Origin of the sequence: Klebsiella sp. KPN54798 (assembly GCF_021184225.1) — a bacterium.
Lineage (GTDB): Bacteria > Pseudomonadota > Gammaproteobacteria > Enterobacterales > Enterobacteriaceae > Klebsiella > Klebsiella pneumoniae.
Genome location: NZ_CP089234.1, coordinates 1,580,945 through 1,594,964, shown reverse-complemented (window position 1 = coordinate 1,594,964; position 14,020 = coordinate 1,580,945). Strand labels below are relative to the sequence as shown.

Below are 14,020 nucleotides of genomic sequence, written 5' to 3'. Positions count from 1 at the left end.
GCCTCTCCTGCTGTCAATTAAAGGGTTGTAAGTCGACGCGCGCCATCATCGCGGCCAACTGGGTACGGTCGGTAATTCCTACATTGCTCTGGCTGACGGCCAGGGCAGCGACGGCGGTCGCCAGGCGCAGGGTATGCTCGCTGGATTCACGCATCAGCAGGCCGTAAATCAGGCCGCCGACCATCGAATCGCCGGCGCCAACGGTACTGACCACTTCCACTGAAGGTGGTTTAGCAATCCACTCCCCAGAGGCGTTGACCCACAGCGCGCCCTCTTCGCCCAGGGAGATCACCACGTGGGCGATACCCTGCTCGCGCAGCGCATGGGCGGCGTCGATAACATCTTTCATCTCCGGCAGCTTGCGGCCAGCCCAGATTTCCAGTTCGCGACGGTTCGGTTTCACCAGCCACGGCGCCGCTTTTAGTCCGGCAACCAGCGCTTCGCGGCTGCTGTCGAAAATAATGCATGGGCACTGACTGCGCAGACGGGTCATCCAGTCGGTGAAGGCTTCCGGGCTAACGCCGGACGGCAGGCTGCCGCTGACGCAGACCATATCGAACTGCCCGAGCCAGCTCAGGGAGTCGTTGACGAAGCGTTCCCAGTCGCCCGGGGTGACTTCAAAGCCGGAGAAGTTGAAATCGGTCACTTCGCCATCTTTTTCCGTCAGCTTAACGTTGATACGGGTCCGGCCCTGCACCACCTGGAAACGGTTGGCGATCCCCAGCTCGCTGAACAGCTGCTGAAAGCCGTCCTGGTTGTCTTTACCCAGGAAACCGCCGACGGTGACGTCAATGCCGAGATCTTTCAGCACTTTCGCCACATTAATGCCTTTCCCGGCGGCGTGCAGGCCGGTGGTGCGCACCAGGTTCACTTCGCCGCGTTCAATCTCCGGGGTGAATCCCACCAGGTCGTATGCCGGGTTTAACGTAATCGTTGCTACACGTCTGCTCATTTATGCGCCCTCCCCAAGGCCTGCGGCGATCGCTTCGCCAATCGCATCCAGCGCTTGTTGCGCATCCTCACCCTGCGCGGTAAAACGCAGACGGTGACCTTTTTTCACACCCAGCGCCACAACCTTCATCAGGCTGCGACCGTTAGCCGGCTTGCCGGAACCGTCGAGATTGGTGACGGTGATGTCGCTGGAAAATTGTTTAATGGTGTTGACCAGCATGGTGCCCGGACGGGCATGCAGGCCGTGTTCATTGCGCACCACGAATTCGGCGCTCAGCACATCTTCGGCAATGGCGTCGTCGCTGGTCAGCAGCGCCAGCACGGTGGCGGCGTCGGCTTTCAGCAAATGTTCAGCTTTCTTGTCCAGCAGCAGCTTGCTCAGACGGTTCAGCACTGCGGTCGGCTGCTCGTCGGCCATCGCCACCGTGACCAGCAGGGAAACCGGCTGCTCGTCGCGGGTAAAGGCGTTAGCCGCGCGGCTGACCGCCACGGCGCTGCGCAAATTGCCTTCCGCACTGTCGTTCAGCCAGACGCCCTGACCGAGGTTCAGCGGCGTATCGTTAATGACGTGGCTAACGAAGGCGGCATCGACAGCGCCAACTTCTTTCAGACGCGCCGCGTTCAGCGCCTGCAGGGTCAGCAGATCGCTGGCCGCGACGTCGAGACTGAGGGTCTCGTTATCCAGCTTCAGCGCTTCGCTCTGCTTCTCTCCCATCAGCAGCGCACGCAGCTCTTCCGCGGTGGTGGCGGACTGCAGCTGCGCGGCGACCGCGTCATCGCTCAGCACGTGGGTCAGCTGACGCAGCAGGCCGAGGTGTTCATCTGAGCTGGCGGCAATCCCGATCGCCACATAGGCGGTCTGCCCTTCACCCCAGGTGACGCCCTGCGGGAACTGAAACACCTGAACGCCGGTCTTCAGCACCTGGTCACGCGTATCCGTCGTGCCGTGCGGGATCGCAATCCCGTTGCCGAGGAAGGTCGAGGTCTGCTGCTCGCGCGCCAGCATGCCGTTCACGTAGCCATCGGCCACGTTGCCGGCGCTGACCAGCGCTGCGGCGACCTGCCGGATGGCCTCTTCTTTATTACCGGCCTGCTGGCCGGGATGAATATCCTGCACAGATAACTGGAACATGGTTCTCCTCTCCTGCTGAATTGAATCGTTTCAGCTAACTTGAGAAAAAAGGCGCCATCTGACGGGGAACGGATTGCCGAATGACGCTGAAACGTTTCAAGAATTTTGTACCTTTCTTGCTCAACGCGCAAGGTACGTCAGCGACTTGATCGCAGAACTTAGAGGTACTGCACACTTTTGCTGAAGCATTAGCTATCGACCGCCTCGAACGTCAGCTTTTTGCTGAACCCTATATTTTGAAACGCCTTTTTAATTATTCGTGCCATACTACTGTTTATTTTTAGCCAGCAGGCGTAAACTCCGCGCCGTCTCCTGAAACTACAGAAAACCAAACCCATGGAAAACCGTAGCGCCGCTCTCCCCCGACGCGGGTTCGATGTCACCTCTTCCGCCTTCTTAATCGTCGCCTTTCTGACGGGCATTGCCGGGGCGCTGCAAACCCCGACCCTGAGCCTGTTTCTGACCAACGAAGTGCACGTCCGCCCGGCGATGGTCGGTTTCTTTTTTACCGGCAGCGCGGTTATTGGCATTCTGGTCAGTCAGTTCCTCGCCGGCCGCTCCGACCGTCAGGGCGATCGCAAGCAGCTGATTGTCGTCTGCTGTCTGCTGGGGGTGCTGGCCTGCGTCCTCTTTGCCTGGAACCGCAACTATTTCATTTTGCTGTTCATCGGCGTTTTTCTCAGCAGCTTTGGATCGACCGCCAACCCGCAGATGTTTGCCCTCGCGCGGGAGCATGCCGACAGGACCGGCCGCGAAGCAGTGATGTTCAGCTCCATTTTACGTGCCCAGGTCTCCCTGGCATGGGTGATTGGTCCCCCGCTGGCCTACGCCCTGGCGATGGGGTTTGGTTTTACCGCGATGTATCTCAGCGCCGCGGCGGCGTTTATCGTCTGCGGGATCATGGTCTGGCTATTCTTGCCCAGCATGCGCAAAGAAAACCCGGTAGCGACCGGCCGGCTGGAAGCTCCGCGCACGCATCGCCGCGATGCGCTGCTGCTGTTCAGCATCTGCACCATGATGTGGGGTACTAACAGCCTGTACATCATTAACATGCCGCTGTTTATCATTAACGAGCTGCATCTGCCGGAGAAGCTGGCGGGGCTGATGATGGGCACCGCCGCCGGACTGGAAATTCCGACCATGCTGATTGCCGGTTACTACGCCCGGCGTTTCGGCAAACGCTTTCTGATGCGTCTTTCTGCAGTGGCCGGGGTGCTGTTTTACGTCGGCATGCTGACGGTGCATACGCCAGCGCTGCTGCTGGCGATGCAGGTGCTGAACGCCATCTATATCGGGATCCTCGCCGGGATCGGCATGCTCTATTTCCAGGACCTGATGCCGGGGCAGGCGGGCGCGGCCACCACCCTCTATACCAATACTACCCGCGTCGGCTGGATCATCGCCGGTTCACTGGCGGGGGTAGTGGCGGAGATCTGGAGCTATCACGCAGTGTTCTGGATTGCGTTGGCGATGGGCGTTGTCACTCAGGCCTGCCTGTGGCGGATAAGAGACGTGTAAGCACATTGGTTTCCATCCCTCTCATCTGCTGTGTTGAGCTCAGGGCGCGGTGGCCAGCTCAAGCTCCAGCAGCCAGGTGATCGCTTCATCGCGGTGGGTGAGGCACATCTCCGGCGAGGGCTGCAGGCTGGCGCACACCTTCGGGCGCAGAGGGGAGCCGAAAATAAGGCATAAATTGCGCTCGGAAAGCTGGATACAACGGGTGTTAGCCGGCTTGCCCTGCGGCATGCCGGGGATCGGCGATGATATAGAGGGGGCGATGCAACATGCGCCACAATCAGTACGACATTCCACAACCCGACTCCCAAACGCTCATTTTGCGCCACAGCCTAAACGTTTTGCCAGAAGATAGCAAAACTCGCGAAATCCGCTTGCCTGAACGCCCGGGCGCGAGTAGTTTTACGCGATATTTTTGACTCGTTAAGTGACAGGATTACTGCAATGCCAAGAGCGAATGAAATTAAAAAAGGTATGGTGCTGAATTACAACGGCAAGCTGCTGATTGTGAAAAATATTGATATTCAGTCACCCAGCGCCCGCGGTGCTGCGACACTGTATAAAATGCGTTTCTCCGATGTGCGCACCGGCCTGAAAGTAGAAGAGCGCTTCAAAGGCGACGATATCGTCGATACCGTCACCCTGACCCGCCGTTTCGTCGACTTCTCCTACGTCGATGGCAACGAATACGTGTTCATGGATAAAGAAGACTATACCCCTTACACCTTTACCAAAGAGCAGATTGAAGAAGAGCTGCAGTTTATTCCGGAAGGTGGGATGCCGGACATGCAGGTGCTGACCTGGGACGGCCAGCTGCTGGCGCTGGAGTTGCCGCAGACCGTTGACCTGGAAATTATCGAAACCGCGCCGGGTATTAAAGGTGCGTCCGCCAGCTCCCGCACCAAGCCAGCCACCATGAGCACCGGCCTGGTGATTCAGGTGCCGGAATACCTGACCACCGGTGAGAAAATCCGCATTCATATCGAAGAGTGCCGCTATATGGGCCGCGCGGATTAATCATCGGTAACGCCCCGACAGTAAAAAAGGACAGCGCTGGCTGTCCTTTTTATTATCCCCATTGCCGCGATTACAGCAGTTCAGGGTATTTGGTCATTTTCAGCGCCAGCTCGACGCCGCGCACTTCCGCCATCCCCTTGAGACGGCCAATCGCCGAATAGCCTGGGTTGGTTTTCTTGCGCAGATCGTCGAGCATCTGATGACCATGATCCGGCCGAAATGGGATCGGGCGCAGATCGCCGGCCTGTTTACGCCGCTGCTCTTCACGCAGGATAGCATCCACCACCGCCACCATATTGACGTCGCCGCTAAGGTGCGCCGCCTCGTGGAAGGTTTTTGGGTTTGCTTCACGGCAGGTAGAGCGCAGATGGGTAAAATGGATGCGATCGCCAAAGGTCTCCACCATCTTCACCAGATCGTTATCGGCGCGAACGCCATACGATCCGGTACACATGGTGAAGCCATTATTAATGCTGTCCACCGTCTCCTTCAGCCACTGCATATCTTCGATGGTCGACACGATACGCGGCAGGCCAAGGATCGGCCGCGGCGGATCGTCCGGATGCACAGCCAGGCGGATCCCTACCTCTTCGCACACCGGCACGATGGCGCGCAGGAAATAGGCCATATTTTCACGCAGCTGCGCTTTATCAATGTGGTCGTACTCCGCCAGACGCGCGCGGAACTGGTCAAGGGTGTAGCCCTCTTCCGCTCCCGGCAGGCCGGCGATGATATTGCGGGTCAGTTTATCGATATCTGCTTCGCTCATAGCCTTGAGATAGACCTCAGCCTGACGCTGCTCTTCTTCACTGTAATCCGCTTCCGCACCCGGGCGTTTAAGGATATGCAGCTCAAAGGCGGCGAAAGCGATCTGATCGAAACGCAGCGCCCGGGAGCCGTCCGGCAGCTCATATTCCAGATCGGTGCGCGTCCAGTCGAGGATCGGCATAAAGTTGTAGCACACGGTATCGATGCCGCAGGCCGCGAGGTTGCGGATGCTCTGCTGATAGTTGGCAATCCAGGTCGCATACTGCCCGCTGTGGGTTTTAATATCCTCGTGGACGGGAATGCTTTCGACGACCGACCAGGTCAACCCTTTTGCCGCTAACAGCGCCTGACGCGCTTTAATCTCGTCGACCGGCCATACCTGACCGTTTGCAATATGGTGCAGCGCAGTGACGACGCCGGTCGCCCCCGCCTGCCGTACATCATCAAGCGATACCGGATCGTTCGGCCCATACCACCGCCAGGTTTGCTCCATCGCTATGTCCTCACAAAAGTTGTTATACCAATAATGGCGACACTCATGACGACTACCATACATGTTTCTCACCTGGCTGCAAACAGTGCTGGCCTATTGATTGATCCAGCTCACAGTCAGCGGATAATTTCGGCTTACCAATTTAACTTCCTGTCATATAACTTTAGACTGGCATTGTTAATAAGCAGTTAAACAGGTGTGGGAAGAATGACAACAATTGCAACCGCTACGCTACCGAAGAACGTGCAATACCCTCAATACGATCGCAGCCAGCTCCGCTCGCGTATTGTCCATTTCGGCTTTGGCGCGTTTCACCGCGCGCACCAGGCGCTGCTCACCGATCGCGTGCTGAATAACGTCGGCGGCGACTGGGGGATCTGTGAAATCAGTCTGTTCAGCGGCGACACGCTGATGAGCCAGCTTCGCGAACAGGACCATCTGTTTACCGTGCTGGAAAAAGGCGCCGACGGCAACCAGCCCATTGTGATCGGCGCGGTGCACGAATGTCTGAACGCCAGGCTCGATTCGCTGGCGGCGATTATCGAAAAATTTTGCGAGCCGCAGGTAGCGATTGTCTCGCTGACCATTACGGAAAAAGGCTACTGCATCGATCCGGCGACCGGGAAACTGGATCCGACGCATCCGCGCATTATTCACGATCTGGAGAATCCGACGCTGCCGCAGTCGGCTCCCGGTATTTTAGTTGAAGCGCTGGCCCGCCGCCGGGAACGAGGCCTTCCGCCCTTTACCGTGCTCTCCTGCGATAATATCCCCGACAACGGTCACGTGGTAAAAAATGCCGTCCTCGGCATGGCGGAAAAACGCAGCCCGGCGCTGGCGGACTGGATCGCCGACAACGTCAGCTTCCCGGGCACCATGGTGGATCGCATTGTTCCCGCGGCCACAGCGGAGTCGCTGGCGGAAATCGCCGCCGTGCTGGGGGTCGACGATCCCTGCGCCATCAGTTGCGAACCCTTCATTCAGTGGGTGGTCGAAGATCACTTTGTCGCCGGGCGACCCGCCTGGGAGACGGCGGGCGTGCAGATGACCGATGACGTGTTGCCCTGGGAGCAAATGAAGCTGCGGATGCTCAACGGCAGCCACTCTTTCCTCGCCTGGCTTGGCTATCTGGCAGGGCATGCGCACATTAGCGACTGCATGCAGGATGACGTCTTCCGCCGCGCCGCCCGCCAGCTGATGCTTGACGAACAGGCTCCGACGCTGACCATTACCGGCGTTGATCTGCTGGCCTATGCCGACAGTCTCATCGCCCGCTTCAGCAATCCGGCGCTCAAACACCGCACCTGGCAAATCGCCATGGACGGTAGCCAGAAGCTGCCCCAGCGCATGCTCGATGGCATCCGCGTACATCTGGCGCGCGACAGCCGTTGGCCGCTGCTGGCTCTCGGCGTGGCCGGCTGGATGCGCTACGTCAGCGGCACGGACGACGCCGGTCAGACGATCGACGTGCGCGATCCGCTGGTCGACAAGATCCGGCAGCGGGTGGCCCAGAGCGATGAGCAGCAGCGCGTCGACGCCCTGCTGGGGCTGGAGGAAATATTTGGCCGCGACCTGCCGCACAACGCCCAGTTTGTCGCCGGGATCCGCGCCGCCTGGCAACAGCTGGCGACGCACGGCGCCCGCGAGGCCGTCGCCCGCGCGCTGAATTCTTAACAATATTTGCGCTTATGCGGACAGAATTCTCTTCTGTCCGCCTCAGGACTTCTCTTTTCCTCCTTTTTTCGTCAGGATAGGCGTAACTGTTACAACATTACATTTATCCTGGAGAAAAGAGTGACCAGAACCAATTTGATCACCGGCTTTCTCGGCAGCGGTAAGACGACCTCGATTCTTCATCTGCTGGCGCAGAAGCCTGCGGATGAAAAATGGGCCGTACTGGTTAACGAGTTTGGCGAAGTCGGGATAGACGGCGCGCTGCTGGCCGATAGCGGCGCCCTGCTCAAAGAGATCCCCGGCGGCTGCATGTGCTGCGTCAATGGCCTGCCGATGCAGGTTGGGCTGAACACCCTGCTGCGCCAGGGCAAACCCGATCGCCTGCTGATCGAACCCACCGGTTTGGGCCACCCAAAGCAGATCCTCGATATCCTCACCGCGGCGGTGTATGAGCCCTGGATCGATCTGCGCGCCACGCTGTGCATCCTCGATCCCCGCCAGCTGCTGGATGAAAGAGCCGTCAGCAACGACAACTTCCGCGATCAGCTGGCCGCGGCGGACATCATTGTGGCTAATAAAAGTGATCGGGAAACCGCCGAAAGCGCCCGGGCGCTGGCCGACTGGTGGCAGCGCTGGGGCGGCGAGCGTCGCAAGGTGTCGGCAATCCAGGGCAATATCGATCTGACCCTGCTCGATGAGCCACGACGGAACACCGCCCCGCTGCCGGCGAGCGCGGAGCACGCCCACCGCCATCCCCCCACTTCCGGCCTCGCCGCGCTCAGCCTGGCGGAACACCAGCGCTGGCGCCGACATCTCAACAATGGCCAGGGCTTTCAGGGCTGCGGCTGGATCTTCGACGCGGAGACGGTCTTTGACACCATCGGCCTGCTCGAATGGGCCAGGCTGGCGCCAGTGGGGCGCGTTAAAGGCGTGATGCGCATTGCCGAGGGGGCGGTGCGAATCAACCGTCAGGGGGAGGATCTCCATATCGAGACCCTCAGCGTCGCTCCGCCCGATAGTCGGATCGAGCTTATTTCCGCGAATGAAGCCGACTGGAACGCACTCCAGACCTCGTTGTTGAGGCTTCGTTTAAGTTAAGGCGGCTAAGGTTGCCGCCGACTGTCACAAAATCGCAATGGCTATGATGAAAAACCGAATTCCTTTAATCCTGCTGCTTAACATCGCGGGTGTAGCGCTATTTTGCTCCTGGTATCTGCCAGCCAACCATGGCGCGTGGTTGCCGGTCGACTCCGCGATCTTCCATTTCTTTAACCATGGCGTCAGCGTCAGCCATGCTTATGCCTGGCTGCTGGCGATCATCAACAATCGCGCCTTCGACGCCTGTTCGCTGCTGGCGATGGGCTGCCTGATGCTGAGCTATTGGCTAAAGGCGCCGACTGCAGGCCGTCGTCAGATCGCCATCATGGGCCTGGTGATGCTGCTGGCGGCGGTGATCATCAACCAGCTCGCACAACACCTGATGCCGGTACAGCGCGCCAGCCCGTCGCTGTTTTTTAGCGATATTACCCGCGTCAGCGACGTCGTTAACTTCCCCACTAAGGATGCGTCGAAGGACAGCTTCCCTGGCGATCATGGGATGATGCTGCTGATCTTCGCGAGCTTTATGTGGCGCTATTTTGGCCGTCGCGCGCTGGGCGTCGCGCTGATTATCTTTGTGGTCTTTGCTTTCCCGCGGGTAATGATTGGCGCCCACTGGTTTAGCGATATTGCCGTCGGCTCCCTGACCGCCGTGCTGATCGGCGCGCCCTGGGTATTGATGACCCCGCTGAGCGATAAATTGATCGCCTTTTTCGATCGCTACTTACCCAGCAGAATATCGGCCAAATAATGTCTCCGGCAGCCGCCAAAGTCATTAACTATAAGGGGACCTTTTGGGTCCCTTTTTACATTTTCCCTTTTTTTCAACATGACGTTCATCTTCTTGTCACATTAATCCCGTGACAAATGAAGGAATTGTCTGTTTTTTGCCCGATATTGCCGTAATTTTGGCCTTTCCCGATGATTCACTTTTTGTCACCAAAATACTTATAAGAAATCGCGCAAAACCGCTCGCCATGCGGCGTTTGATAGGGTAATCTCGTTCTCGTTTTGCCTTTTCCGCAGCATTAATTCAGGGCATGAATAAAATTGTGCGTGACTGCACAAATTTAAGCTTAAGGAATTGTCTCATTGCGGATGGGTATTTAGGCTCTAACACGTTTGGCATTTTTTATAACGACATTGTCGTTAAGGACAACAAGGGAAAATAAACAGCATGGTCAAATCTCAGCCGATTTTGAGATATATCTTGCGGGTAGCCCCCGCGATTGCAGTAGCGGTTCTGCTTTCCGCGTGTAGTTCAACAAGTACCGCCAGGAATATGCATTCTGAGACGCATGCTGTGGGTAGTGGCGATTTATCATCACTGCAAGCCTCTCAGGATGAATTTGAAACGATGGTCCGTAACCTGGACGTAAAGTCCCGTTTAATGGATCAGTATGCCAGCTGGAAAGGCGTGCGTTACCGCCTCGGCGGCAGCACCCGCAAGGGTATCGACTGCTCAGCGTTTGTGCAGCGCACCTTCCGCGAACAATTTGGTCTGGAACTGCCGCGTTCAACTTCTGAACAGCAGGAAACCGGAAAATCGATTTCTCGTGCCCAACTGCGTACAGGCGATCTGGTTCTGTTTCGTGCCGGCTCTACCGGCCGCCATGTCGGGATCTACCTCGGCAACAACCAGTTTGTTCACGCCTCCACCAGCAGCGGGGTGACTATCTCCAGCATGGATGAGCCATACTGGAAAAAGCGCTACAATGAAGCGCGTCGAGTCCTGAGCCGCTCGTAAACTGTCCTCCACCGCCGCCGGTTATCCCTTGGCTGGCTGCGGGATAAAAAACACTGCCCCAGGCAGTGTTTTTTTTTGCCACCTGGTTCTCAACGTCGCAAAATAAGCTATGTCTTTTAAGTGGGAATGAGAAAAACGACGACCGACACTCCGTTGATGCGCTTCAATAATACGGAAAGAATCTGGCTATGCTTACTCGCTACTTTTCGCCCCAGCGTAAAACCTGGTTAACCAGCCTGAGCGTGGGGATCATCGTCGCGCTGTTGGCCGGGAGCATTCAGTTTATGGTGATCTACCATAACCGGGCCGAGCGCTTCGACGCCATTATCAACAATGTTAATACCTATCTGAAAAGCTATTTTCACGACCTGCGCCAGACCATTGACGGCCTGCAGCCGCTGGTGGACCAGCCCTGCGAGAATATTGACTCCGGGCTTACCTCCCACGCCGCGTTCAGCCCCAACGTCCGCGCTTTCCTGCTGGTCAAAAACGGCATCGCCTTTTGCTCATCGGCCACGGGAGCCATGAATACGCCCCTCAGCCAGCTGATCCCGGCCATCGATATCAGCAAACCCGTTGCTATGGCGATTTTACCAGGCACGCCGATGATGCCGAAGAGCGCGGCGCTGGCGCTGTGGGTAGGTAAACCCGGCGATCAAAACAGCGGCATTTTCGTGTCGATTAACGCTAATCTCACACCGTATATCCTCTATTCCGCACGGCAAAACGATTTCAGCGGCATTGCGCTGGCCATCGATCACACCGCTATCTCCACCTTCAGTAATCGGCTGGTGGATCCGCAAACGCTGCATAACGCGCCGATCCGCCAGGCACAGATCGAGGGCTTACCGCTGAAGGTCTACCTGTATGCCAACAGCTGGCTGGCGGAAAATACGCAGTTTGCTCTGCTGCTCGGGGTCGTCTGCGGCCTGCTGGCGGGGCTGCTCTGCTATTACGTGCTGACGATCAAATCGGATCCGCGAAAATCCATTCTGCTGGGGATCAAAAATAACCAGTTCTACATCGTTTATCAGCCGGTGGTTAATGCTCAGACTCTACGTATCAGCGGCGTGGAGGTCCTAATGCGCTGGCGCCATCCGGTGGTTGGTGAAATTCCGCCCGACGTTTTTATTAACCTGGCCGAAACCCAGCAGATGATCGTGCCGCTAACCCATCACCTGCTCGCGCTGATCGCCAGCGACGCTGCGGTGTTGAAGCGTATTCTGCCGCGCGGCGTGAAGCTGGGGCTGAATATTTCCCCTGCCCATCTGCAGGCCGACAGCTTCCGCGACGATATGCTGCGCTTCGCCGCCGCGCTGCCAGCCGACCACTTTCACGTGGTGCTGGAGGTAACCGAGCGGGCGATGATTGATAAAGAAAAATCGATGGCTAACTTCGCCTGGCTCCACCGCCAGGGATTCGAAATCGCGATTGATGATTTCGGCACCGGGCATAGCGCGCTGATCTATCTCGAACGCTATAACTTCGATTATCTGAAGATCGATCGCGGTTTTGTGCAGGCGATTGGTACTGAAACAGTAACCTCGCCGGTGCTGGATGCGGTACTGACCCTCAGCCGCCGGCTGAAATTAATGACCGTCGCCGAAGGGGTGGAGACCCAGGAACAGGCGGAGTGGCTTCGCGGCCAGGGCGTTCATTTCCTGCAGGGGTACTGGATCAGCCGACCGCTGTCGCTGGCCGGGCTGGTGGCTGCGCACGATGAACCCGCGAACTATTTCACAACGCGCTAAGTCTCACTTATGATGCGGGAACGGATGTCGGCCATGGGGGCCGGCCATGACAGGGTATTCTGCCGCCTATGTATGCGCGCCTCTTTCTGATTCTGCTGGCTCTGTTTAGCCTGGACGCTAAGGCGCAAACCATTCAGGAAAGCGTAGCCTTCGCGATTATCGGCGAACCGAAATACGCCGCCGGTTTCAGTCATTTTGATTACGTCAATCCCAGGGCGCCGAAAGGCGGCACCCTCACCCTGGCGGCGATCGGCACCTTTGATAACTTCAACCGTTATGCGCTGCGCGGCAACCCCGCGGTACGCACGGAGGCGCTCTACGATACCCTGTTCACCACCTCGGATGATGAGCCCGGCAGCTACTACCCGCTGATTGCCGAGCGGGCGCGCTATGCCGAGGACTATTCCTGGATGGAGATCGCGCTCAACCCGCGCGCCCGCTTCCATGACGGCACGCCGATCACCGCCCGCGATGTGGCGTTTACCTTCAACAAGTTTATGACCGAAGGGGTGCCGCAGTTTCGCCTGTTTTATAAAGGCACCTCCGTGAAGGCCATCGCGCCGTTGACCGTGCGTATTGACCTCGGCCAGCCCGGCAAAGAGAACATGCTGAGTCTGCTGAGCCTGCCTGTGATGCCCGAGGCGTTCTGGCGCCAGCACAAACTCAGCGACCCGCTGTCGAAGCCGCCGCTGGCCAGCGGGCCATACCGCATCAGCGCCTGGCGAATGGGGCAATACATTACCTATTCCCGGGTCGCCAACTACTGGGCGGCCGACCTGCCGGTCAACCGCGGTCGCTGGAATTTCGATACGCTGCGCTATGACTATTATCTCGACGACAATGTCGCTTTCGAAGCCTTTAAAGCGGGGGCCGTCGATCGCCGGGAAGAGACCGTCGCCAAAAACTGGGCTACCCGCTACGTCGGTCGCAACTTCAGCCGCGGCTACATCATTAAAGATGAGCATACCAATACCTCGGCGCAGGATACACAGTGGCTGGCGTTCAATATTCAGCGCCCGATTTTTGCCGATCGCCGGGTGCGGCAGGCCATTACCCTGGCGTTCGATTTCGAATGGATGAACAAGGCGCTGTTTTACAGCGCCTATCAGCGCGCCAACAGCTATTTCCAGAACACCGAATATGCCGCCCGCAGCCTGCCTGACGCAGCCGAGCTGGCCCTGCTGACGCCGATGAAAAACGAACTGCCTCCGGAGCTCTTCAGCCAGGTTTACCAGCCGCTGGTCTCCCGCGGCGATGGCTTCGACCGCGCCAACTTACTCAAAGCCGACGCCCTGCTCAATGCGGCGGGCTGGACGGTGAAGAACCAGCGCCGGGTCAACGCCGCCACCGGCAAGCCGCTGCGCTTTGAGCTACTGCTGCCGGCCGGAGGCAATGACCGCTGGGTGCTGCCGTTTCAGCACAACCTGCAGCGTCTGGGGATCGTCATGGATATTCGTCAGGTTGATAATTCGCAGTACAGCAACCGCCGCCGCAGCCGGGATTACGACATGATGCCAAGCCTGTGGCGCGCCATGCCCTGGCCGGGGACCGACCTGCAAATATCCTGGGCGTCCGACTATATTCACTCCAGCTACAACGCGCCGGGGGTGCAAAGCCCGGTAGTGGATAAGCTGATTGCGCAGATCCTGCAGTGGCAGGGCAATAAGCAGAAACTGATCCCTCTCGGTCGGGCGCTGGATCGTGTGCTGACCTGGAATAACTACATGTTGCCGATGTGGTATATGGCGCAGGACCGCACCGCGTGGTGGAATAAGTTCTCTTTCCCCGCGACCCGCCCCATCTATTCGTCCGGCATCGATACCTGGTGGTACGACGTGAACAAAGCGGCCACCCTCCCCGCGGACAGACGCTAA

General features: G+C 58.0%; 12 protein-coding genes. 8 read left to right on the top strand and 4 right to left on the bottom strand.

The window, feature by feature from the left end; all coding sequences use genetic code 11:
- Positions 1-13 precede the first annotated feature (13 nt).
- Both fruK and fruB read right to left on the bottom strand, forming a co-directional pair.
- Positions 14-952, bottom strand: coding sequence for a 1-phosphofructokinase (gene fruK / locus LPQ25_RS07855; RefSeq protein WP_002912941.1), 939 nt, complete (start codon positions 950-952; stop codon positions 14-16).
- Entirely contained in the window at positions 953-2,083 is a 1,131-nt protein-coding gene (fruB, locus tag LPQ25_RS07850) for a fused PTS fructose transporter subunit IIA/HPr protein (RefSeq protein WP_002912947.1), read from the bottom strand.
- 336 nt (positions 2,084-2,419) lie between these two features.
- Here fruB and setB point away from each other — a divergent pair, with 336 nt between their 5' ends.
- The gene (setB, locus tag LPQ25_RS07845; protein WP_014907186.1) at positions 2,420-3,601 is read left to right on the top strand and encodes a sugar efflux transporter SetB; all 1,182 of its coding nucleotides are present in this window, start codon (positions 2,420-2,422) and stop codon (positions 3,599-3,601) included.
- Between the two features lie 39 nt (positions 3,602-3,640).
- Here the strand turns inward: setB and LPQ25_RS07840 are convergent, their stop codons facing one another.
- Complete coding sequence (locus tag LPQ25_RS07840; RefSeq protein WP_004175066.1) at positions 3,641-3,895, bottom strand: YkgJ family cysteine cluster protein; 255 nt, start codon at positions 3,893-3,895, stop codon at positions 3,641-3,643.
- Positions 3,896-4,042: 147 nt separating this feature from the next.
- Between LPQ25_RS07840 and yeiP the strand changes: the two genes are divergently transcribed.
- Positions 4,043-4,615 carry an elongation factor P-like protein YeiP gene (gene yeiP / locus LPQ25_RS07835; RefSeq protein WP_002912951.1) on the top strand — a complete coding sequence of 191 codons (573 nt, stop codon included), beginning with the start codon at positions 4,043-4,045 and terminating at the stop codon, positions 4,613-4,615.
- 70 nt (positions 4,616-4,685) lie between these two features.
- On the opposite strand, the gene uxuA is transcribed toward yeiP, so the two are convergent.
- Positions 4,686-5,876, bottom strand: a complete 1,191-nt coding sequence (uxuA, locus tag LPQ25_RS07830) for a mannonate dehydratase (protein WP_014907185.1) — start codon at positions 5,874-5,876, stop codon at positions 4,686-4,688.
- Between the two features lie 207 nt (positions 5,877-6,083).
- Here uxuA and LPQ25_RS07825 point away from each other — a divergent pair, with 207 nt between their 5' ends.
- The 6 genes from LPQ25_RS07825 (at position 6,084) to LPQ25_RS07800 (ending at position 14,020) form a co-directional block, all read left to right on the top strand.
- On the top strand, positions 6,084-7,550 hold the full coding sequence (locus tag LPQ25_RS07825) for a mannitol dehydrogenase family protein (protein WP_014907184.1): 1,467 nt from the start codon (positions 6,084-6,086) through the stop codon (positions 7,548-7,550).
- A gap of 120 nt (positions 7,551-7,670) precedes the next feature.
- On the top strand, positions 7,671-8,648 hold the full coding sequence (locus LPQ25_RS07820) for a CobW family GTP-binding protein (RefSeq protein ID WP_004189021.1): 978 nt from the start codon (positions 7,671-7,673) through the stop codon (positions 8,646-8,648).
- Between the two features lie 37 nt (positions 8,649-8,685).
- The gene (locus LPQ25_RS07815; RefSeq protein WP_002912965.1) at positions 8,686-9,399 is read left to right on the top strand and encodes a phosphatase PAP2 family protein; all 714 of its coding nucleotides are present in this window, start codon (positions 8,686-8,688) and stop codon (positions 9,397-9,399) included.
- A gap of 426 nt (positions 9,400-9,825) precedes the next feature.
- A complete protein-coding gene (gene mepS, locus LPQ25_RS07810) occupies positions 9,826-10,395 on the top strand; it encodes a bifunctional murein DD-endopeptidase/murein LD-carboxypeptidase (RefSeq protein ID WP_002912967.1) in 570 nt (189 codons plus the stop codon).
- A gap of 188 nt (positions 10,396-10,583) precedes the next feature.
- Positions 10,584-12,146, top strand: a complete 1,563-nt coding sequence (locus LPQ25_RS07805; protein WP_002912968.1) for a cyclic di-GMP phosphodiesterase — start codon at positions 10,584-10,586, stop codon at positions 12,144-12,146.
- Between the two features lie 68 nt (positions 12,147-12,214).
- The gene (locus LPQ25_RS07800) at positions 12,215-14,020 is read left to right on the top strand and encodes an extracellular solute-binding protein (RefSeq protein WP_014907183.1); all 1,806 of its coding nucleotides are present in this window, start codon (positions 12,215-12,217) and stop codon (positions 14,018-14,020) included.